The organism is Mesorhizobium sp. Mes31 (assembly GCF_024519675.1).
Lineage (GTDB): Bacteria > Pseudomonadota > Alphaproteobacteria > Rhizobiales > Rhizobiaceae > Mesorhizobium.
On record NZ_JALJRL010000015.1, the window covers coordinates 131,137 to 152,555 of the forward strand.

18 protein-coding genes are annotated in these 21,419 nt (G+C 63.0%); 11 read left to right on the forward strand and 7 right to left on the reverse strand.

The genetic code is table 11. From position 1 onward, the window contains the following. Nucleotides 1-210 precede the first annotated feature (210 nt). Complete coding sequence (locus NR193_RS23820) at nt 211-594, reverse strand: low affinity iron permease family protein (RefSeq protein ID WP_256753193.1); 384 nt, start codon at nt 592-594, stop codon at nt 211-213. A gap of 452 nt (nt 595-1,046) precedes the next feature. On the opposite strand from NR193_RS23820, the gene NR193_RS23825 reads away from it, so the two are divergent. The 8 genes from NR193_RS23825 (at nt 1,047) to NR193_RS23860 (ending at nt 9,379) form a co-directional block, all read left to right on the forward strand. Beyond that, entirely contained in the window at nt 1,047-1,760 is a 714-nt protein-coding gene (locus tag NR193_RS23825; RefSeq protein ID WP_256753194.1) for a GntR family transcriptional regulator, read from the forward strand. A gap of 119 nt (nt 1,761-1,879) precedes the next feature. After that, the gene (locus NR193_RS23830) at nt 1,880-2,986 is read left to right on the forward strand and encodes a LacI family DNA-binding transcriptional regulator (protein WP_256753195.1); all 1,107 of its coding nucleotides are present in this window, start codon (nt 1,880-1,882) and stop codon (nt 2,984-2,986) included. A 115-nt stretch (nt 2,987-3,101) separates the two neighbouring features. Next, nucleotides 3,102-4,121: an ABC transporter substrate-binding protein gene (locus NR193_RS23835; protein ID WP_256753196.1), complete on the forward strand. Its 1,020-nt coding sequence runs from the start codon at nt 3,102-3,104 to the stop codon at nt 4,119-4,121. Between the two features lie 48 nt (nt 4,122-4,169). Further along, the gene (locus NR193_RS23840; protein WP_256753197.1) at nt 4,170-5,009 is read left to right on the forward strand and encodes an ABC transporter permease; all 840 of its coding nucleotides are present in this window, start codon (nt 4,170-4,172) and stop codon (nt 5,007-5,009) included. Beyond that, nucleotides 5,006-5,815: an ABC transporter permease gene (locus NR193_RS23845; protein ID WP_256753198.1), complete on the forward strand. Its 810-nt coding sequence runs from the start codon at nt 5,006-5,008 to the stop codon at nt 5,813-5,815. The genes NR193_RS23840 and NR193_RS23845 overlap by 4 nt, the downstream gene beginning before the upstream one ends. A 46-nt stretch (nt 5,816-5,861) precedes the next feature. Continuing rightward, nucleotides 5,862-6,881 (forward strand): dimethylarginine dimethylaminohydrolase family protein, encoded by a 1,020-nt coding sequence (locus tag NR193_RS23850; RefSeq protein ID WP_256753199.1) that lies wholly within the window; start codon nt 5,862-5,864, stop codon nt 6,879-6,881. Beyond that, nucleotides 6,882-7,940, forward strand: coding sequence for an ABC transporter ATP-binding protein (locus NR193_RS23855; RefSeq protein ID WP_256753200.1), 1,059 nt, complete (start codon nt 6,882-6,884; stop codon nt 7,938-7,940). 77 nt (nt 7,941-8,017) lie between these two features. Then, nucleotides 8,018-9,379 carry a Xaa-Pro aminopeptidase gene (locus tag NR193_RS23860; RefSeq protein WP_256753201.1) on the forward strand — a complete coding sequence of 454 codons (1,362 nt, stop codon included), beginning with the start codon at nt 8,018-8,020 and terminating at the stop codon, nt 9,377-9,379. A gap of 26 nt (nt 9,380-9,405) precedes the next feature. Here the strand turns inward: NR193_RS23860 and NR193_RS23865 are convergent, their stop codons facing one another. From NR193_RS23865 to NR193_RS23890, 6 genes are all read right to left on the reverse strand, one after another. Next, a complete protein-coding gene (locus NR193_RS23865) occupies nt 9,406-11,028 on the reverse strand; it encodes an MBL fold metallo-hydrolase (protein ID WP_256753202.1) in 1,623 nt (540 codons plus the stop codon). 11 nt (nt 11,029-11,039) lie between these two features. Beyond that, a complete protein-coding gene (locus tag NR193_RS23870; protein ID WP_256753203.1) occupies nt 11,040-11,876 on the reverse strand; it encodes a universal stress protein in 837 nt (278 codons plus the stop codon). 220 nt (nt 11,877-12,096) lie between these two features. Continuing rightward, nucleotides 12,097-13,449, reverse strand: a complete 1,353-nt coding sequence (locus NR193_RS23875) for a ferric reductase-like transmembrane domain-containing protein (protein ID WP_256753204.1) — start codon at nt 13,447-13,449, stop codon at nt 12,097-12,099. Nucleotides 13,450-13,522: 73 nt separating this feature from the next. Further along, nucleotides 13,523-13,699 carry a hypothetical protein gene (locus NR193_RS23880; RefSeq protein ID WP_256753205.1) on the reverse strand — a complete coding sequence of 59 codons (177 nt, stop codon included), beginning with the start codon at nt 13,697-13,699 and terminating at the stop codon, nt 13,523-13,525. 53 nt (nt 13,700-13,752) lie between these two features. Then, complete coding sequence (locus NR193_RS23885) at nt 13,753-14,847, reverse strand: AI-2E family transporter (RefSeq protein ID WP_256753206.1); 1,095 nt, start codon at nt 14,845-14,847, stop codon at nt 13,753-13,755. Nucleotides 14,848-15,026: 179 nt separating this feature from the next. Beyond that, on the reverse strand, nt 15,027-15,863 hold the full coding sequence (locus tag NR193_RS23890; protein ID WP_256753207.1) for a universal stress protein: 837 nt from the start codon (nt 15,861-15,863) through the stop codon (nt 15,027-15,029). A gap of 409 nt (nt 15,864-16,272) precedes the next feature. On the opposite strand from NR193_RS23890, the gene NR193_RS23895 reads away from it, so the two are divergent. The 3 genes from NR193_RS23895 to NR193_RS23905 are packed head-to-tail and all read left to right on the forward strand — an operon-like array spanning nt 16,273 to nt 21,243. Continuing rightward, entirely contained in the window at nt 16,273-17,340 is a 1,068-nt protein-coding gene (locus NR193_RS23895; protein WP_256753215.1) for an HlyD family secretion protein, read from the forward strand. Continuing rightward, nucleotides 17,337-20,129, forward strand: a complete 2,793-nt coding sequence (gene rbbA / locus NR193_RS23900) for a ribosome-associated ATPase/putative transporter RbbA (protein WP_256753208.1) — start codon at nt 17,337-17,339, stop codon at nt 20,127-20,129. Before NR193_RS23895 ends, rbbA begins: the two co-directional genes overlap by 4 nt. 1 nt (nt 20,130) lies before the next feature. Beyond that, nucleotides 20,131-21,243, forward strand: a complete 1,113-nt coding sequence (locus NR193_RS23905; RefSeq protein ID WP_256753209.1) for an ABC transporter permease — start codon at nt 20,131-20,133, stop codon at nt 21,241-21,243. The last annotated feature ends 176 nt before the right edge of the window (nt 21,244-21,419 follow it).

Genomic DNA, 21,419 nt, shown 5'->3' on the forward strand with positions numbered 1-21,419 from the left:
TCATGAAAACTCCATCGGCCAGAAGACCTCATGAATTCCGAACGGGCGAAAATGTTCCATGCACCCACGCGTGAATGTCACGCTCCTGGTGGTTTTGGGACAGGCATTATCGGTACCGTAGAGTTGTAGGCTGGCCGCCCGTTCCTTCTCCGCCGCACCACGGCAACCCGGCGTCATCCGCAGCCACGTAAAGGACGAAGCGATCGGGAATTATGACGCTGGAGTCGGAGGGGCGCCAAGTCGCGCGTCCGGCATCAAAGCGCCTGCATCCGCCGCCGCCTCTTTTTCCAGCCTGTCCAACTTTGCCCGTATCTCCTTTGGATCGGCGTGCTCCAGGCCGACCACGTCGTTTCTGGCTTCGTTGAGAGCGACTATGAGCTCATCAAGCTTCGCATGGATGGCCGCGGTGTCTCTGTACCCCTGGATGAGGACCACGCCTGTAATCACGATGGCCGCTACCGACAGCGCATAGGTGATTACATTCGTTAGCCCGAACGGCACCAGAGCAGTACATGCCGCCATCGCGACAATCATGACGTAGAAGCCTGGCGGACGAGACAGAAAATCAGCCGTCACGAAAAGAAAGCGGTTCACTGTGACCGGCCTCCGTCACGATGCTGCCGAACCTCGCAATCGCGTCGACGATCAATTGCAGACATCCGTCTATGCCCCCAATGTGAAGAGGGCGAGCAAGGCGGTGATAGCGACACAGACAGGCACTGCCAGCAGCAAGCCTGCTTCTAGAAATCGGCTCTCTTTGTCAGTTAACATCAGAGATTCCTCATACACTTCGATTAACAGGAAATCTCTCAGCGCCGAATGAGTTCCATTGCCAGCCAGCCATCCGAATGGGCCGCGAATGGTGGGCCAGGACAAGGTTCTGCCGGCCTGTGACGGCGTCTATTGCGGCCGTCCTACGGCGCTCGAAGAGGGTCGCAGGCCAGGTCTGGTCCGGTCTGGAAAAGCTGTACGAAAATTGAGCTGATCTCGCAGCTGCACAAAGAATGTGCTTGACTCGAATTGACCCTGAATGCCAGCATACTGCCATGCTGAACCTGGGCACCTCACTCCTTGCCGATCAGAACGAGCGTCGAAACAGGATCTCGTCGAAGGCCTATGTCGAGCTGCGTGAGGCGATTATTACCGCGCGCGTCGCGCCCGGTGCCAATTTTTCGGAGACGGATGTCGCTCAGTCGCTTGGCATCAGTCGCACCCCTGTGCATGAGGCTTTCACGCGGCTTTTCGACGAGGGTCTGATCGAGATTTCACCCCAGACCGGCACCCACGTCTCGCTGATCGACATGGCGCGCGTCCGCGAGGCGGTGTTCATTCGCGCCACGCTCGAAAGTGCGGTCATTGCCAACAGCGGCATCAGGCCCGATCCGGCCTTGCTGGACGAGATCGAACTATCGCTTCGGGCGCAGGAGCGTCTCCTCCACGGCGATGACATGGGCGCCCTGCACCGCGCCGACATGGCCTTCCATGCAGGCTTGCTTGGCGCTTTCGCGCACCCTCAGGCGTGGACGGCATGCCAGCACGTTTCGGCCGACATGATGCGCGTCCAGTTCCTGATCGGCATGAAACCCGATCATATCCGCTCGATCATAGCCGAGCACCGTGCCATTTTCGACGAGGTCCGGGCCGGCAATATGGGCGAGGCCGCGCGGCTCATGGCGGCGCACATTCGAAATGCCGACCTGGATCAGGTGGCCTTGAAGCGCGATCATCAGGAATTCTTCCGGGCCGGAGACCTCTCGTGAGCGCCGCCGTCATTCGCTCTCGCTCCGTTGCGGAAGGCGCGCGTGATTTTTTTTGGGCCGTTTATGAAACCGGTTTACTGAACCGGTTATCTGCACATGTCTCGCGGGAGTTCGGCCGCTTGTCGGGAAGATTGAAAGTCACCATTCGCGACGTCGCCCGGGCAGCCGGCGTGTCTGTCACATCCGTTTCCCGTCATCTCAACGGGCAGATCAGCCTGCCCGAACCGACGGCGAGCCGTATCGAGCAAGCGGCGAAGCGCCTCGACTACCGTCCCAATGCGATCGCCCGCAGGCTCAGCAACGGCAGGAGCGAGACACTCGGTCTCATCACCGCCGACATCGCCTATCCGCTGTTTGCCGAGATCGCCAGCGCGTCGGAGGCCGAAGCCGCGAGGCATGGCTACAATCTCCTGATGTTCAACAGCCGGAACCTGGCGGAGAAGGAAGTCTCCTTCCTGTCGCGCATCAAGGACCGACAGGTCGACGGCATCCTGCTTCTCACCAACCATCATGATGACGGGCGGCTTTTGCGGCGGATCAACGAGACCGGAAGCGTCGTGCTTCTCGACGAGGACGTGCCGGGCGCGAAGGCGCCGCGCTTGTTCGCCGACAACGTCCATGGCGGCCTGCTGGCGACACGCCATCTGATATCGCGCGGCCACACCCGCATCGCCGCTATCGGAGGGCCGAGAGGGCTTCTCAGCACCACCGAACGTCTCGACGGTTTCAGGCGGGCGCTCGCCGAGGCCGGTCTCGACGCCGATCCCACACTGCTGCGGTTCTGCGAATACGAGGAGGCGCCAGCCTCGATCGCGTTTCTCGACCTTCTGGAGCAGGACGAGCCGCCCACCGCGATCTTTACCTTCGGCGACATGCTGGCCACCGGCGCCATGCGGGCCGCGCGGCAGGCCGGCATCCGCATTCCGGACGACGTTTCGCTCGTCAGCTTCGACGATATCCACAATGCGGACCTGCTCGCGCCGGCGCTGACCACGGTGCGTCAGTCGGCGGCCGAGTTCGGTACGCGCGGCGTCAACATGCTGCTCGATTTCATCGCCGGCAGGAAATCCGAAACGGCGATCGAAAGGGTCGGCGTCGAACTCGTCATACGCAGTTCGGTGGCGCCGCCACACGGCCGTCCGTCAGGACGTTCGATAACGCATACCGACCCTGGAAGCCGTGATGGGCTGCCAGTGTCGGCCAGGGAGGAAGAGCAAGAAAGTTAGCCGTTTCCGCGGACGTGAAAGGGGAACAAACATGTCCATCAATCGCTTTGGTCAAGACGCAGCGTTGATTGCGCTTGATAAATTCAGAACTGGGAAGATCGACCGCCGAGGCTTCATGACCGCCATGGCCGGGCTTGGCATCGCAGTCGCGTTCAAGCCGGGCCGGGCTTCCGCCGAGGCGTCGGAAATCGTCGTCTGCAACTGGGGCGGCGCTGCCCTCGAAGCCTTTCAGAAGGCCTATGGCGCGCCGTTCAAGGCCAAGTCCGGCATTGACGTCGTCATCGACGGCACCGGCCCGGCGACCGGCGCGATCCGCGCCATGGTCGATTCCAAGAATGTCACCTGGGATGCCACGGATGGCGGCATGACGGACGCCGTCGTGCTCGGCAAGGGCGGTTATGTCGAGCCGATTGACTATTCCATCGTCGACAAGTCTCTTGTCGGCGAGGGTCTCGCGGCCGAGTTCGGTATCTGCAACTACACCTACTCCAACGTGTTGGCCTATGACGCCAAGAAGGTCGGCGCCACTCCCCCTTCGAGCTGGAGCGACTTCTTCGATCTCGAGAAGTTTCCCGGCAAGCGCACCATGTGCAAGTGGATTCAGGGGCAGCTCGAAGCCGTACTGCTCGCCGATGGCGTCAAGCCGGAAGAGATATATCCACTCGACGTCGACCGTGCCTTCAAGAAGCTCGAACCGCTGCTGCCCAATCTGATTTTCTGGGACTCGGGCGCGCAGAGCCAGCAACTTTTCCGCGACGGAGAGGTGGTGATGGGCAATATCTGGCATACGCGCGCCAACCTGCTGCGCAAGGAGAACCCGAACTACACCTGGACCTGGAACCAGAACCTGATGTTCGCCAGCGCCTGGTCGGTGCCGAAGGGCAATCCCGCCGGCAAGAAGGTCTTCGACTTCATCAATTCGTCGATGGACCCGGAAGGCCAGGTGACGCTGTTGCGCCTCATGGGCAACGGCCCGTCGAACCCGAAGGCGTTGGCGCTGATGACCGATGAGGACAAGGCGGTCTATTCGCTTGCCCCCGAGAACGCCAAGACGGGTCTGCCGGTCTCGGCGCAATACTATGCCGACAACGAGGCCGAACTGCAGAACAAGTTCCTCGACTTCATCTCACGCTAACCATCGGAAACCACCACCGGCAAACGGCCGGTGGTGGTTCGAAACATCATGACGTCATTCCAGCGTTGGGCCTTCTGCCTGACGGTGCCGGCAGCGCTTTTGACCCTGTGTCTCTACGTGCTGCCCATCCTTCAGGTGCTGGCGCTCAGTTTCACCGAGCCGACCCTCGGCTTCGGCAATTATGTGGCTCTGTTTCAGAACGCCGCGATCGGCCGTGTCGTGCGCACGACCGTCTTCATCGCGGCGGTGACGACAGTGCTTACGATCGTCATGAGTTATGCGGTCGCCTTCGCGCTGGTTCATATGCCGCCGGCGTCACGCCGCGTCGCGCTGTTCATGGTCATGGTGCCGTTCTGGATATCGGTGCTGGTGCGCGCCTTTGCCTGGGTCACCATCCTGCGCCGGAATGGCGTGCTCAACTCGGCCCTCGTCGGCAGCGGAGCCGTGAGCGAGCCTCTCGACCTGGTCTACAACCAGTTCGGTGTGGTCGTCGGCATGGTGCATTACATGATGCCCTTTGCCATCATGCTGCTCTACGCGAACCTGTCGGAGATCGATCTTAGGATCATTCAGGCGGCGCGATCGCTTGGCGCGCGTCCGGTCACCATCTTCTTTCGTGTCTGGGTGCCGCTCAGCATGCCCGGCCTGGCAATCGCCGGCCTGTTCATCGTCATCTTCTCGCTCGGCTTCCTCGTCACGCCGGCGATCCTGGGCGCCGGCAGGGTGCTGATGGTCGCCGAATACATCTCCGTGCAGATATCCTCGACGCTGCGCTGGGGCGTGGCGACGGCCCTGTCGACGATGCTCCTGCTCGTCGTCGGCATCCTTGTTGCGTTGGCCATGCGCAGCCCGGCGTTGCGCTCTGCCTTCGACGGTGGCCGCAAATGACGCCGCGCGCGCGCCATCTGCTCGAACGCGCGCTGCCGAAGCTCTTCGCCTGGCTGCTGCTCGCCTTCCTGTTCGTTCCCGTGCTCGTGGTCATTCCCGTGGCGTTGACCGACCGGGACTATCTGTCCCTGCCCAACAACGGCATTTCATTCGACCATTTCGCGGCCCTGGCCAATTGGCGCGCGGGCTGGATGCCGAGCATACTCACGAGCCTCGGTATCGCCGTAGCCTCAAGCGTCGTAGCGACGGCCGTTTCAGCGGCCTTTGCCATAGGCGCCTGGGTCTATGTCGGGCGCTGGCCGTCGATTCTGCGCGTCATTCTGCTTTCGCCGCTGATCGTGCCGCCGATCATCTACGCAGTCGGCATGGTGCGCCTGTGGTCGAAACTGGGGCTTCTCGACACATGGCTTGGCGTCTCGATCGTCCACGTGATCCTCGCGATGCCGCTCGCCGTTCTGGCGATAGGCGCTTCGCTGTCGAACCTCGATCCGAGGCTGGTTCAGGCGGCCCGCTCGCTCGGCGCGCGCCCAGCGACGATCTTCGGCCGCGTCATCCTGCCCAACATCGTGCCGGGCACGGTCGCCGGAGCGATCCTTGCCTTCATCGTCTCATGGGACGAGATCACGGTGACTTTGTTCATCACCAGCCGGGGCATCGTCACCCTGCCGCGCAAGATCTGGACGAGCATCGCCGATGCCGTCGACCCCGCGCTGGCCGCGATCGCTACCGTCATGCTGGCGGTCACCATCGTCGGCCTCATCCTGCGTATGACCGTCTGGGACCGTATTGCCCAGCGCCGGTCATGACACGACCTTCAACAGCTTCGCTTGTTTCAGAAAGGAAATCGAAGACATGACTGCCCACAGCGCCGCAATGAGCGAGCATGAATACCGCGAGGCCAAGTTCTTCCAGACCTTCGGCTCCGTCCCAACACCGGCTTTCCACGACCCGGAAGAGCAGACCCGCGTCTGGGGCCGTCCCTGGGGTTGCAGCAACGATGTCGGCAAGCTGCGCGCCGTGCTGATGCACCGGCCGGGCGACGAGATCAATGTCGTCGACAAGAACAAGCCGATGCCCGAGATCGGCGGCTTCGGCGATCCGGAAAAGGGCTGGTACTTCATGGGCAAGACGCCGCCGGATCTCGCCGCCATGCAGGCCGCCCATGATGCCTTCACCAAGCTGTTGCGGTCCGAGGGCGTCGACGTCATCCTCACCGAGAAGGCCGCGCCCGGCGCTCTCAAGTCGACCTTCTGCCGCGACAGCGTCATCGGTGTGAAGGGCGGCGCGATCGTCACCCGGCTTGCCCGCCGCGCGCGCCGCGGCGAGGAACTGATGGTCACCCAGGCGCTGGCCAGGGCCGGCTGCCCGATCCTCGGCACGCTGCATGGCGAGGCGGTGTTCGAAGGCGGCGGGTTCGCGCTCCTCGACGACAAGACGGCCGTCTGCTCCGTCTCCGTCGCCTGCAACGCCGAGGGCGTGCGGCAGGTCGAGATGATCCTCAACAGCCTGGGCGTCGAGTTGATCAAGGTGCCGATGCCCGGCTATCGCATCCACATTGACGGCAGCTTCATGATGATCGACCGGGAGACGGCGATCATCAACATAAACGAGCTGCCCTATGTCTTCATCGACTATCTGAACAAGCGCGGCATGAAGCTGATCGAGCTGCCGCCGGAGGACAACGCCTTCTCCTTGAACTGCCTGGCGATTGCCCCCGGTCGGGTCGTCATGCACGCCACGCGCACGCCGCGATTGGCTGACCGCCTCGATGCCGCCGGCATCGAGATCTTGACGCTGGACTATGAATGCATCGAGCTTAACGGGGGCGGCATTCACTGCTCGACGGGTCCGCTCGCCCGGGATCCGATCTGAATGTCCTTTCTCGACGTCCGGAACCTCCGCAAGACCTATGGTTCGGCCGTCGCGCTCGACGGTATCGACCTGTCGGTCGAGGCGGGGGAGTTCGTGACCTTGCTCGGCCCTTCGGGGTCGGGCAAGACGACGCTGCTGATGTCGGTTGCCGGGTTCACCAAGCCGGACGAGGGCGCCATCCTGCTGGATGGCGTCGACATCACGCGCGTCGACCCGGAGGAGAGGAATTTCGGGCTGGTCTTTCAGGGCTATGCGCTGTTTCCCCACCTGAACGTCGCGGACAACATCGCCTTTCCCTTGCGGGTCCGCAAATGGGACAAGGCCAGGATCGCCGCAAGGGTGGAAGAGATCCTGACCCTCGTCGGCCTCGACACGCTGGCCGCGCGCAAGCCGCGCGAACTGTCGGGCGGTCAGCAGCAGCGCGTGGCGATCGGCCGCGCGCTGGCTTTCGGGCCGAAGATACTGCTGCTCGACGAACCGCTGTCGGCGCTCGACCGTACGTTGCGCGACACCATGCAACGCGAACTCAAGCGGTTGCATCGGCAAACCGGCGTGACTTTCGTCTATGTTACCCATGACCAGGAGGAAGCCTACGCCATGTCGGACCGCATAGCCGTCTTCCATAATGGCGCAATCGTCCAGGTCGGCACCCCACGCGACATATACCGCGCGCCCACCTCGCGCTTCGTCGCGGGCTTCCTCGGCGGCAACAACATCGTTTCGGCGCGTGCTGTTGATGGCGGGATCGAGCTGTTCGGGAGCCGGGCGCCGATGCCAGCGGGCTATGATGCGTCACGGCATGGCCGATCGGCGCTCACGGTCTGGATGCGGCCGGAAGACATCGCCATTGGCGAGCCGCAGCCCGGGGCCATCGCCTTTCCCGCTGTTGTCGCAGACGTTTCCTTCGTCGGCTCGTCCGAGCGCGTGACCGTATCCACCCCGGACGGCCAGGAACTCCTGGTCATGGCATCCTCGGCGGCGGCCCGCGACATCGCCGCCGGTAGCAAGGTCACCTGCTGCGTGCTGCCCGCGAGCATCGGCTTTCTTGCCGATGAATAGGACGGGCATCCGTCGCCGGCATATCCAACTGTCGGCTTCGGCCGAAATCCGCATTCCTTGACAGATCGAGAGACATGATGACCATCAGCCTTCGCACCGTCGACATCCCCGACTTCGGCATTCCTGTCGAGCGTCCCGCCATTCCGGCCGCGACCTATGAGGCACGTTGCGTCAAGGCGCTCGAGCGCGCCGGCACGGACTGGCTCGCCGTCTATGCCGATCGCGAGCATGCCGCCAATATCGCCTTCCTGACCGGCTTCGAGCCGCGTTTCGAGGAGGCAATCCTGCTGCTCGGCAAATCGGGCCAGCGCATCGTCGTCACCGGCAACGAGAACCTCGGCTATACGCCTATCGCCGGACTGCCTGGGATCATCACCATGCTGGCGCAGTCCCTGAGCCTGATGGCGCAGGACCGCATGCAGAAGCCGGACCTCGTGGCCGTGCTGCGCGAGGCTGGCATCGCGCCGCGCGACAGTGTCGGCCTGGTGGGCTGGAAATATCTCGAGACGGAAGAATGGTCCGCGCAGCGACCGACCTTCCTCGTGCCGGCCTTCATCGTCGATGCCATCGCTTCGATCGTGCCCGCGTCGTCGATCACCGACGCGACGCCGGTCCTGATGCACCAGACGGACGGGCTGCGCGCCGTCGTCGATGCCGATCAAATCGCCGAGGCCGAATGGGGTGCGGCCCGGTCTTCCATGGCCGTGTGGCGTATCCTGAGCGGATTCACGCTCGGCGACACCGAGATGCTGGCAGCCTCGCGCATGGGCTATGCCGGCGAGCCGATGAACTGCCATCCGATGTTCGCGACCAATGATGCGTCCGGCCAGGTGATGGGTTTGCGCAGTCCTACGGCTCGGGTGCCGAAGCGTGGTGATGGCGCTACCACGGCGGTCGGCTACTGGGGCGGGCTGACCGCCCGAGGCGGCCTGATCGTCGAGCATGACGACGCATTTCTGGAGGTGGCCAAGGCCTATTTCCGCGGCCTGATCGCCTGGTACGAGGCGGCAGGCATTGGTGCCGAGGGCGGCGCGATCCATGAGGCGGTGATTTCGACCCTGGCGCGTGGCAAGTTGCGCCCAGCCCTCAATCCTGGCCATCTCGTCGGTCTCGACGAGTGGATGAACTCGCCGATCCGTCCCGGCTCGACCGAACGCATCGTCTCCGGCATGCCGTTCCAGGTCGACATCATACCCGTGCCGATGCCAGATGGATGGACGCTCAATTGTGAGGATGCGGTGACCTTCGCCGATGCCGGTCTGCGTGCCGAAATCACACGGCGTCATCCGACGCTGGCGCAGCGGTTCGAGGCGCGTCGCCGGTTTGTCGCCGAGCGGATCGGCATCACGGTGAAGGAGGATATCCTGCTGCTGTCCGCCATCCCGCTCTGCTTGCCGCCTTTCTGGCTTGCCAGCGGCAAGCTTCTAGGCCGCGACTGAGGCCGATGATTCGCGCGCCATTCGGTTCATTTTTGAGCGACCTCGTCGGTTTCAAGCGCGCGCCGCATCCGTCTGATGACGGCGGCGCGACCTCGGTCGTCGGCCGCGGCATTGACCACCTCGGTGACGTCGAGGAGAAGTTTTGAAAGATCATTGTGCCAGTCAAGGCGGGCAATCTTCTCCGGCTTCAGGCGGCGCGGCTCATTGACGTCGATCGGCAGACAGCCGCCGGGTGTCAATTGGAAAGCATCGTCCAGCCTCGGCGTGATGATCCTGTCGTCGGGGATCAACCCTGCGAGCCTTGCGCGCAGGCCGCCAAGTCCAGCTTCCTCGCCATGCGTCAGGAACACCGCCTGCTTCACCGGACCTCGGGCCTTGACCCAGGCGACCAATTCGCCGGCATCGGCGTGGCCGGAATAAAGGTCGAACAGGCTGATCCGTGCCTTGACCTCGACCTCTTCGCCCTGAATGCGCACGCGCCCCGCGCCGTCGAGCAGGATCCTGCCAAGCGATCCCTGGGCCTGATACCCGGCCATCATCACCGTGGCGTTCCTGCGCCAAAGATTTGCCTTGAGATGATGACGAATGCGCCCCGCGTCGCACATGCCGCTGGCGGCGATCACCACGAAGAAGCCAGTCAGGCGGTTGATCGCCTTGCTTTGCTCCACGGTTTCGGTGAAGCGCAGTTGGGGTGAAGCGAGAGCCTGACGCAGAACGTCGCCCTGTTCGATGTCGTCGGCATGCCGCTCGAATATCGCGCTCGCGCGGGTCGCCAGCGGCGAGTCGACGAAGACCGGGGCTGTCGGCACCTCTCCCGATTTCATGAGCTGATAGAGGTCTACCAGCAATTCCTGTGTCCGCTCGACGGCGAAGGAGGGAACGATAAGCGGGCCGCTCGCCTCGGCAGCACCGCGCACCACGTCGCCGAGCATGGATCGCCGCTGTTCCGGCGAGACATCCGGGCGGTCACGGTCGCCATAGGTCGATTCGCAGATGAGATAGTCGACACCAGCCGGACCCTCCGGATCGGTTTGCAGCAGCTTGTGGCCGGGTCCAATATCGCCTGAAAACAACAGGCGCATCGGTGTGTCCTGATGATCCACGTCGATCTCGAGCTCGACCGAGGCGGAACCGAGCAGATGGCCTGCGTTCCAGAAGCGGACGCGAAGACCCTCGGCGACGGCGGTCCATTCGCCATACTCCTGGGCCCGGAACAAGGTCATGCATGCGGCGGCATCCTGCAGCCTGTAGATCGGCTCGACCAGCGGCAGCCCGCGCTGCGCGTTGCGACGGTTCAGATGCTCCACCTCCGTCTCCTGGATATGCGCGGCATCCGGGAGCATGACCGAACAAAGATCGATCGTGGCCCTGGTCGTATGGATCGGACCGGAAAACCCTTGCTTGACCAGTTTCGGCAGAAGCCCGCTGTGGTCGATATGCGCATGCGTCAGGATGACGGCGTCAATCGCCTCCGGTGGGAACGGGAACGCGCCATAGTTCAATGCCCGCTCGGACTTCGACCCCTGGAAGAGGCCGCAGTCGACGAGAATCCGCGCACGCGGCGTTTCGATCTCATAGCAAGAGCCGGTAACGCCGCGGGCAGCGCCGTGGCAGCGTAGAACAGGGTCCCTGTCGCGATTGCCGCTCATGCCTCAGATTCCTAGTGCGACAGCAAGACAGGCAGGCGCAGGTCGGCGAGGACACCCTCCGTTGCGCCGCCGAGCACGAAGTCCCTGACCCGCGAATGGCCATATCCACCCATGACGAGCAGCTTGCCGCCGATCTTGAGGGCGTGCTCCTGGAGAGCGACGCCGATCGGACGATCGCCAGCCTGGATCGACGCGGCATCGACCGTCAGCCCGCGCATCCTCAGGCCCTCGGCAAGGCGTTCGCCGATATCCTTTCCAGGCAGCGGCTTTTCGTCGGTCGCGCTGACGATGGTTACCTTCGAGGCCCGCTCCAGGAACGGCCGTGCGTCGGCGACGGCCCGTGCCGCCACGCGGCTGCCGTCCCAGGCGATGACGACATGGCCAAGCACACCGACATCCGTTGCGTCGGGAAGAAGGAGCGTCGGCCGGCCCGCACCGAACAGTATGGCCTCGGCGGTCATGCGCGCCGCCGGATTGTCGGGTGACAGGCCGACGAGACAGAGATCGAAGTAGCGGCACTGGTTTGCGGCAACATCGCCCATCAGGGCCGGCGCCGCCGCGATCTCCTGCGTGGTCAGGACAACCGCGCCTTGTGAGGCCTCCTTGGCCACGGCCTCCAGCAAGGTCTTGCCATAGTTGCGGCTGGTCGCCTCGACCTCCCGGATCTTGCTGGGCAGATCGAGCAGGTAGCGCGACAGCGCGTTCGAAACGTCGGGAATATCGACGTTGATGGCGATTGCATGAAGCGTCGCGTCGAGCTGCTTCACGACGGCAACCGAGTTCGCGGCAATAGCCGGGGAGTTCGCATCTGGATAGGTCGCCAGACAGAGGGTTGCCACAAGCTTCATTGGATTTCGCCTCCGTTGCCGCAGGGCCAAACGGCCATCGTTCGCAACATTCCTAGGCGCCATGGACGAGGCAGGCTTTGATCCACCGCAAATGCGTCCCAGCGGCGGTCAGGCCACCGACGGTTGGAGCGTCGTGAGTCCATGCGGTATGCGAACGCCCCTCCTCCCTACCGTCAAAAATGCCGCTGCTGCCGGACCGGAGAGACGCTTGCGAGTACCCTTATCTCATGGCGAACAGTTCCTGATGAAACCGCTCATCGACGGACAACCCGTGCGCGGCAAAATCCTTGCGCAACGCCTCACCGAAGCCCGTGGGGCCGCAGAACCAGATACTGGCCGCGTGCCATTCCGGCACTTCGGCCCGGATGCGGTCGCCAGTCAGGAGCCCGTCGCGAGTGTCGACAAGGACATGCAGGCGGATGTTCGCGGCCTCGGCGTCTGCTTTCAGCTTGGCGATGGCTGCCTCGTCATAGTCGGCGGTCGTATGAAACAGGTCGATCGCCAGTGAGGGCCGATCCGGCTTCGCATGCTGCTCCAGCGCGATGTGCTTCATGCCGGCAATGAACGGCGTGATGCCGATGCCGCCACCGATCCAGATTTGTCGGGGCTGGCCGTTATCGAAGTCGAAACAGCCATATGGCCCTTCGATCTTTACATCTTGCCCGATGTGCAGCTTTTCGCGCAACCGGCCGGTGTGGTCTCCCAGTTCCTTGGTGACAAAGGTGATCCGGCGATCCTTGTCGTTCCAGCCCGAGGCGATGGTGTAGGGGTGCGCGCCTTCGGAGCTGTCCGACGTCGCGAAGGCGAACTGACCGGGCTTGTGGCCCGGCCATCCGTGCGGCACCTCGATCTCGGTCTCGAGAGCCCGTACGCCAGGATAGTAGTGAAGCGAGGCGATCCTGCCCTGAACCTTCCGGCCGGCACCGACGCGACGGAGCAGCACGATCGCCGCCGCATAGGTGCCCGCCGCCAGGAGCAGCGCCATCACCACGCCAAGCGGCGAGGTCCAGTAGCTGAATTCGGTCAGCACAACCGCGTGGAAAACCAGCACAAGATAGGCGACGGCGAGAAGGCGGTGTGTCTTGTAGAAGAGCCGGTAGGGAAAATACTTGATCAGCGCCAAGGCGATCAGCAGCACGGCGGCATAAAATACCCATTCGCCCAGTCCTTCGGCGGAACCGCGCAAGCTCATGAAGAATGCCTCGACCGGGTTTTCGACGGCTGGCCTTTCGCCGCGTGCCGGACGCTGCAGCCAACCCCACCCGACCGCCCATTTCGGCCCCTGGCTCCAGAGCCAGTGCACCACGGAGACAATCAATGCCGCGATGCCGAGCCACTTGTGCAAGCGGTACATCTTGTCCAACCCGCCGAACCACCGTTCCGGCCAGCGCGGACGCAGCGCCAGGACCATCGCGACGCTCATCACGCCCATGGCGATGACACCGCTGTACTGGACCATTACACCGCGAAGAGCCATGAAACTCTCCGGTTGGAATACCGAAGGTTCGGCAGCCAGCCAAAGAATGCTCAGCAGCACCAGCAGGCCCCAGAATGCAATCTTGATGTGCCGCATGGCGCTCGACGTCTTTCCCGGTAGGTCAGAACTCACGTCTTGCGCCGTGCAGAGCAGGTGTCATTGACATCGATCAAGCGCCGCCACGACCGGCATGCTTGATTGCCGAACGATCTGTTTCAACCCTGTCTTCGTTGGCGAGCCCGAAGACAGGGCCGACAGCGATCTGGACGAGCTCTTCGCCAGTGCGCTGGATAAACAGCGCGTCGAGGCCTTGCTTCAAAGCGCCTTCCACCGCACCGAGAGCCATGGCGCCGCAGCCCACGCATCGGCATCCATGCAGCCTGAGACGATACGGCGCGCTCAATCGGCTCCAGCCCGATGCGCTGGCTCTGTGTCGCCTCCGGAACCCGACCCAGTCCCGGGTTGGTCGTTCAATCGCTTCTTGAGGATGTCGATGAGACTGATAGCAACGGCTATCGCCGCGGGGCCGAGGACGAGCCCGGATGCTCCGAACAGGACGACGCCGCCGACCGCACCGATGAAGGCTACCACCGTGTGGAGCCGCAACCGGTTCCCGACAAGCATCGGATAGAGCAGATTGTCGATGCCGGCGACGATGACGCCGCCCCACAAGGCCAGTGTCACGGCGCTGGCCCAAGCCCCTTCCAGCGCGAGATAGATAGCCGCGGGCACCCAGATCACGAACGCGCCCAATACAGGCACGATGGCCAGAAGTCCCATCACTAGGCCCCAGAAGACCGGAGTGGGCAAGCCGAGCCACCAGAACATCAGGCCGCCGAGAGTCCCCTGCACGGCAGCGACGAACACGGTGCCAAGAAGGGTCGCATGTACGGTCTCGGCAAAGCGGGACAAGATATATGCCGTCTCCGGCGCGTCCAGGGGCGAGAGGCTCTCGACGCCTCGAAGGGCCTGCTTGCGATCCCGCAGAAAATAAAACAGCAGGTAGAATGTCAGGACAAACATCACGACCTGATTGATCGAACCGCGCAACAGCGACGTGCTTTGTCCCGTCAGCCATTGTGCGAACGCGGCGACCGACCCGGCCGGATCGAGCCGGTCCTTGATCCACACGGCAATGGCCGAAAGCGTGGGATAGTTCGACACGAAGCCATCCGCGTTCCAACCACGGATGACCCCCTCGAGATAGGTGGCTCCGTTTATCGCCTCGCGAACAATCTGCTGCGCTACGAAGACCAGCGGCAAGCCCACGGCAACCGCCGTGACGCTCACCGATATGAGTGCAGCCAGGGTTCGATTTCCGACCCTTCCCTCGACCCACCGATGGGCCGGATAAAGGACGATTGCCAGCACCAGCGCCCAGGTCAGTGCGGGCAAGAACGGCAGAGCCAGCAGGTAGCAGACATACAGGCAGATCGCCGTCGCGGCCAGGACACCGAGCAATCTCAATTGTTTCCTGTCGGGTATCTGTTTCATGTCGGCATCTGTCTCGGCCTCGGCATCTCTGGCTGTCTCACAGGTGAGCGAGCCTATCGGGTTTCCCAACAAAGGGGCAGCTTCCATGCCTCACGGCGGAGCTGCCGTCGGCGGGCAGGCCAATGTGTCAGCCACGGAAACCGACAAATGACCTTGAACGACGCGTCCACGCACTCGGTTCAGTGTGAGAAGAGCACCGGCAGCCTGAGATCATCGAGCACATCCTCGGTTGCCCCACCCAACACGAAGTCGCGAACGACAGAATGGCCATAACCGCCCATCACCAACAGATTGGCCCCGCGCTCCAGCGCATGCACCTGCAGGCCTATCCCGACCGGGCGGTCTTCAATGTCGATGGAGGCAGCTTCGGCGGCCAGCCCTCTCCTCCTGAGTCCCCCGGCCAGGCGCTCGGCGCCATCTTCTTCCGTAAGCGGCTTCTCGTCGACGATGGTGAACACGGTGATCTTGGACGCCCTTTCAAGAAAGGGCTTTGCGTCCGCGACCGCGCGCGCCGCAACGCGGCTCCCATCCCAGGCGATGGCAACATGACCCATCGTTCCGATGGCCAGCGCCTCCGGCAAGAGGATGGCGGGACGGCCGGAACCGAACATGACGGCTTCCGCCGTCGCCCGTGACGTTGAGTTGCCGGTTTCCCATCCGTGCAGCGAGATATCGAAATACCGTGCCTCTATCGCCGCGGCTTCGCCAGTCAGCAACAGCGCGGCCGACGATACGCCGGTCGTCAGCTTCACCGGTTTCTTCGCGGCTTCTTCACGAATTTTCTCGAGCAGGTGCTCGCCGCGCTGGCGGCTCGCCGCTTCGGCTTCGCGGATGAGCTCCGGCAATTTGGGCAGTAGCCGCGACATGACGGTCGAGGCGTTTGAAATATGGGCGCTGATGACTTCGGCATGAAGTTCGGCGCCCAAATATGCCGCAATCGCCGTCGCGTTGGATGCGATCGCATCCGAGTTGCCGTGAGGGTGTGTGACAAGAGGGAGAAACGCCTGCAATTTCACGGGTCAAGACCTTGATTGGATCGACGGCAACGAGGCGCCATCGGAGACCCGAAGTTAGGCCTTATCGGCCACGAGCCTTTGATATGGCTCAAATCGGCCAGCTTGAGGCAACATCGAAGCGCCGCAGCGAACGATGTCGGCGTCCAGGCAGTTCAGGCCCCGCCCACGATTGACGCGGATCAAGGCCGTCGCGGCTGCTCTCTGTTTTGGCTTCGTGCAAATCAGCCCCCCGAGCGGAGTCCCTCGCCATGGTCGACATCACATCAAGCCCTGAACAAATCAGATCCGCTCCGCCCCAACTGCGGCGATGGCTGGGGCACGAGGTCGCACGCGCCCTTGTGCAGGAAAAGGCCCCGAACCCGGGAAGAGCTTTTCCGAAGCCGGCCGGTGCCACGGGAGTCCTTCGGTGATGAACTCTCGGCGGACATGGCTGATCGCCGGCCTTCTGATCGCTCTTGGCGCGGGTGGCTACTACGCATGGCAGAAATCCAAGGATGGCGATCTGCCGGAAGGCATAGCGAGCGGGAATGGCCGCATAGAAGCGGTCGAGATCGACGTGTCGACGAAGGCGGCGGGCCGGATCAAGGAAATCCTTGTCGATGAAGGCGATTTCGTCAAAGCCGGCGAAGTGCTTGCCCGCATGGACACGGTGCAGCTAGAGGCTCAGCGCCGTCAGGCCGGAGCGCAGTTGCAACGCGCTGTGATCGGCGTTGAGACCGCCAATAGCCTGGTAACGCAGCGCGAAGCCGAAAAAACGGCCGCGGCCGCGGTGGTCGCACAGCGCGAAGCCCAATTGGACGCCGCCGAGCGCACGCTGGTGCGCACTGAGCAGCTTGCCACCAACAACACCATTTCCCAGCAGGTTCTCGACAACGACCGGGCAACCGCGCAGGGGGCAAAGGCAGCGGTGGCTGCGGCACAAGCTCAGCAAGCCGCAAGCGATGCCGCCATCAACGCGGCAAAGGCTCAGGTCATCGACGCCAAGGCGGCGGTCGACGCGGCCCAGGCCGCGATCGAGAGCATCGACGCCGACATCGATGATTCCACGCTCAAGTCTCCGCGCGACGGACGGGTGCAGTACCGGGTGGCGGAGCCTGGAGAAGTCCTGTCCGCCGGTGGGCGCGTGCTCAATCTCGTGGATCTCGGCGACGTCTACATGACCTTCTTCCTGCCGACGGCCCAGGCAGGCCGTGTGGCTATCGGCACGGAGGTCCGCCTCGTGCTCGACGCCGCCCCGCAATATGTGATCCCTGCCAAGGCTATTTACGTCGCCGACGTCGCTCAATTCACGCCAAAGACGGTCGAGACCGAGGAAGAGCGCCTGAAGCTGATGTTTCGGATCAAGGCGCAGATTTCACCGGACCTGCTGCGCAAGTACATCCAGCAGGTGAAGACCGGCTTGCCGGGCGTGGCCTATATCCGGCTGGATCCGCAGGTTGCGTGGCCGGCCAAACTCCAGGGAAAGCTCGCTCAATGAGCGCGCGGCCGAGCGCCACCGCAAGTCTTCTTTCACAACCAGTCGCACGGCTGGAGGGAGTTGGCCATTCCTATGGCAGGACCCGGGCGCTCGAAGGCATCACATTGGACATACCTGCCGGCTGCATGGTTGGCCTGATCGGGCCCGACGGCGTCGGCAAGTCCAGCCTGCTTTCCTTGATCGCGGGAGCACGGGCAATACAGCAAGGACGCATCGAAGTGCTTGGCGGCAACATGGCCGACGTCCGCCATCGACAGACCACGTACCCCAGGATTGCGTATATGCCGCAAGGCCTCGGCAAGAATCTCTATCCGACGCTGTCCGTCTTCGACAACATCGACTTCTTCGGCCGCTTGTTCGGGCATAACCGGGATGAGCGGGAGCGTCGCATTGGCGAGCTTCTGCGGAGCACGGGGCTGGCGCCCTTCGCTGCCCGACAGGCAGGCAAGCTTTCCGGCGGCATGAAGCAGAAGCTCGGCCTCTGCTGCGCCCTTATCCATGATCCCGACCTCCTGATCCTGGACGAGCCAACGACCGGTGTCGATCCTTTGTCGCGTCGCCAGTTCTGGGAGCTGATTGACCAGATCCGCCGCGGTCGCACTGGAATGAGCGTCATTGTTGCAACCGCCTACATGGAGGAAGCCGCCCGATTCGACTGGCTGATCGCAATGGACGGGGGCCGCGTGCTGGCCTCTGGATCGCCGTCGGAGCTGCTTGAGCGGACCGGCGCGCCTGACCTCGACGAGGCCTTTATCGCACTCCTTCCGCGGGAAAGGCGGGACGGCCATCAGCAGGTGGTGATCCCGCCCCGATCCGCGGGCACCGATGGCGAAACTGCCATCGAGGCGGAACATCTCACCATGCGATTCGGCGATTTCACCGCCGTCGACGACGTGAGTTTCCGTATCGAGCGTGGCGAGATCTTCGGCTTCCTGGGTTCGAATGGCTGCGGCAAGACGACCACCATGAAGATGCTGACCGGTCTGCTCCAGGCCAGCGAAGGCAAGGCCCGGCTCTTCGGACGCGAGATAGACCCGAACGACATCGAAGTTCGGCGGCGCGTCGGCTACATGTCGCAGGGATTCTCGCTCTATTCCGAGCTGACGGTCCGTCAGAACCTCGAGCTTCATGCCCGGCTCTTCGGCCTGGCTCCCGACGCCATCGCGCAAAGGATCGCGGAGATGGCGCAGCGCTTCGATCTCGCCGATCATATGGACGCGCTTCCCGATGCCCTGCCGCTCGGAATCCGGCAGCGCCTGTCGCTTGCCGTGGCGATGATCCACTCCCCCGATATCCTGATCCTCGACGAGCCGACATCCGGCGTCGACCCGGTCGCCCGCGACGGGTTCTGGCAGATCCTCTCCGAACTATCGCGCAAGCAGAACGTGACGATCTTCGTCTCGACGCACTTCATGAACGAGGCGGAACGTTGCGACCGTGTCTCGTTGATGCATGCCGGCAGGGTTCTTGTCACCGATACGCCGGCGATGATCGTCAAGAATCGCGCGGCGCCGACGCTCGAAGAGGCTTTCATCCGCTATCTGGAGAGCGCCGCCGCCGCGATGGAGACCGCACCGCCAGATGCCGGGACTGAACCGGGACATGCCGCCGGGGCGCCGGAAGGGTGGACGAAGCATCCGCGGGAAAAGCGTGGCAATCGCTTCTTCGATCCCCGCCGCATGTTCGCCTATACGCGGCGCGAGGCGCTCGAACTCCTGCGCGATCCGATCCGCGCCACGCTCGCCATCGTTGGCACGCTCATCCTGATGCTCGTCGTGGGTTACGGCATCAACATGGACGTGGAGAATATGACCTTCGCCGTCCTCGATCACGACGATACGGCAATCAGCCGCGACTACGTGCAGCAAATCGCCGGCTCGCGATATTTCACCGAAAAGGCGCCCATCTCGGACTACGCCGATCTTGACCGGCGCATGGGAGACGGCGAACTCAGCCTGGCGATCGAGATTCCGCCCGGCTTCGGTCGCGACCTGGCGCGCGGCCGCAACGTTGCCATCGGCGCGTGGATCGACGGCGCCATGCCGACGCGCGCCGAGACCGTGCGCGGTTACGTCCAGGGCATGCACGCAGGCTGGCTTACCCAGAAGGCACGCGAGATCTATGGTGACGCGGCCACGGTCGGTGATTTTCAGCTGGCGATCCGCTACCGCTACAACCCCGATGTCCGGAGCCTCGATGCCATCGTTCCGGCAGTGATCCCGATGCTTCTCCTGTTGATACCGTCCATGCTGGCCGTGCTGAGCGTCGTGCGCGAAAAGGAACTCGGCTCGATCATCAATTTCTACGTCACGCCGGTCACGCGGTTCGAGTTCCTGCTCGGCAAGCAGATCCCCTATGTCGTGCTCGCAATGCTGAATTTCCTGCTGCTGACGGGCTTTGCCATCTTCATCTTTCGCGTGCCGTTCACCGGTAGTTTTGCGACCTTCGCCGCCGCCGCGTTTCTCTATGTCATCGTCACGACGGGGATGGGGCTGCTGCTCTCGACTTTCATGAGCAGCCAGATCGCGGCGATCTTCGGAACCGCGCTCATCACGATGATTCCGGCCTCGCAATATTCGGGCATGATCGATCCCGTCTCGTCGCTCCAGGGCGTGGGTGCCTTCATCGGCCAGATCTATCCGATGACCTATTTTGTCATCATCTCGCGTGGCGCCTTCTCGAAGGCACTCGGCTTTGACGACCTTTCCGGCGCGTTTTTGCCACTCCTCATCGCCATCCCCGTGTTGCTCGGCCTCGGAGCGGCACTTCTCAGGAAACAGGCCCGCTGAAATGCGTTTCGCCAACATCTTCCAGCTCGGCATCAAGGAACTGCGCGGCCTTGCGCGCGATCCGATGCTGCTCGTGCTGATCGCCTATGCTTTCACCTTGGCGATCTACACAGCGTCCAAGGCGATGCCGGAAACCCTCAATCGCGCGCCGATCGCGATCGTCGACGAGGATCAGTCGCCGCTGTCCTCGCGCATCGTAACCGCGTTCTACCCTCCCTTTTTCACGGCGCCCCGGCTCATCTCCCAGCCCGAAATGGACAGGCGCATGGATTCCGGCATGGACACATTCGCGCTCGATATCCCTCCGAACTTCCAGCGCGATCTCCTGGCCGGCAGATCGCCCACGATCCAGCTCAATATCGATGCGACCCGCATGTCGCAGGCCTTCACCGGTGGCGGATATGTCCAGTCGATCGTATCGGGGGAAGTGAGTGAATTTCTGGATCGATATCGCGCCGAAACCGTGCTGCCTGTCAATCTTGACTTGCGTGCGCGTTTCAATCCCGAACTCAACAAGGGATGGTTTGGCGCCATCACCGACGTGATTTCCTCGATCACCATGCTCTCGATCATCCTGACCGGCGCGGCACTCATCCGCGAGCGCGAGCATGGAACGATCGAGCATCTGCTGGTCATGCCGGTAAAGCCGTTCGAAATCATGATGAGCAAGGTCTGGTCGATGGGGCTCGTCGTGCTGGTGGCTTCCGGCCTGTCGCTGGTCTTTGTCGTGCAGGGCCTGCTCTCCGTGCCCACGAACGGATCCGCGCTGCTGTTCATGACCGGAGCGGCCCTAGACATTTTTGCCATGACCTGTCTGGGGATCTTCCTTGCGACCATCGCGGGCTCGATGCCGCAATTCGGTTTGCTGCTGATGATGGTGCTTTTGCCGCTTCAGTTGCTGTCCGGCGGCGTCACGCCGCGTGAGAGCATGCCCGAGATCATCCAGGCCATCATGTTCGCCGCGCCAAACACCCACTTTGTCATACTGGCACAGGCCGTCCTGTTTCGCGGCGCTGGCCTGGACGTCGTCTGGCCGCAGCTTGCGGCGTTGCTGGCCATCGGCACTGGGTTATTTGCCTTTTCGCTCCGCCGCTTTCGCCAATTCCTGAAATAGGTTCGAATGAGGGATGCCCCAAGTGCGCATCGATGAAGCTCATCCGACGCTGACGCGATCTTCGCCCCAGCGTGTCAGCTTGTCGCCAGGGTCCACGCCCGCCCAGCCAACCAGCCGGGCAGCCATCTCGACCACCATTTCCTCGATCGAGGCAAGCTTGACATAGAATGGCGGCA

Bases quoted from the DNA above. Each gene is read 5' to 3' on its own strand.
- NR193_RS23850 (WP_256753199.1), top strand. From the start codon at position 5,862: ATGACTGCCCACAGCGCCGCAATGAGCGAGCATGAATACCGCGAGGCC.
- NR193_RS23875 (WP_256753204.1), bottom strand. From the start codon at position 13,449: ATGCGGCACATCAAGATTGCATTCTGGGGCCTGCTGGTGCTGCTGAGC.
- NR193_RS23835 (WP_256753196.1), top strand. From the start codon at position 3,102: ATGACCGCCATGGCCGGGCTTGGCATCGCAGTCGCGTTCAAGCCGGGC.
- NR193_RS23855 (WP_256753200.1), top strand. From the start codon at position 6,882: ATGTCCTTTCTCGACGTCCGGAACCTCCGCAAGACCTATGGTTCGGCC.
- rbbA (WP_256753208.1), top strand. From the start codon at position 17,337: ATGAGCGCGCGGCCGAGCGCCACCGCAAGTCTTCTTTCACAACCAGTC.
- NR193_RS23845 (WP_256753198.1), top strand. From the start codon at position 5,006: ATGACGCCGCGCGCGCGCCATCTGCTCGAACGCGCGCTGCCGAAGCTC.
- NR193_RS23840 (WP_256753197.1), top strand. From the start codon at position 4,170: ATGACGTCATTCCAGCGTTGGGCCTTCTGCCTGACGGTGCCGGCAGCG.
- NR193_RS23905 (WP_256753209.1), top strand. From the start codon at position 20,131: ATGCGTTTCGCCAACATCTTCCAGCTCGGCATCAAGGAACTGCGCGGC.
- NR193_RS23885 (WP_256753206.1), bottom strand. From the start codon at position 14,847: ATGAAACAGATACCCGACAGGAAACAATTGAGATTGCTCGGTGTCCTG.
- NR193_RS23825 (WP_256753194.1), top strand. From the start codon at position 1,047: ATGCTGAACCTGGGCACCTCACTCCTTGCCGATCAGAACGAGCGTCGA.
- NR193_RS23895 (WP_256753215.1), top strand. From the start codon at position 16,273: ATGAACTCTCGGCGGACATGGCTGATCGCCGGCCTTCTGATCGCTCTT.
- NR193_RS23880 (WP_256753205.1), bottom strand. From the start codon at position 13,699: ATGGCTCTCGGTGCGGTGGAAGGCGCTTTGAAGCAAGGCCTCGACGCG.
- NR193_RS23860 (WP_256753201.1), top strand. From the start codon at position 8,018: ATGACCATCAGCCTTCGCACCGTCGACATCCCCGACTTCGGCATTCCT.
- NR193_RS23865 (WP_256753202.1), bottom strand. From the start codon at position 11,028: ATGAGCGGCAATCGCGACAGGGACCCTGTTCTACGCTGCCACGGCGCT.
- NR193_RS23870 (WP_256753203.1), bottom strand. From the start codon at position 11,876: ATGAAGCTTGTGGCAACCCTCTGTCTGGCGACCTATCCAGATGCGAAC.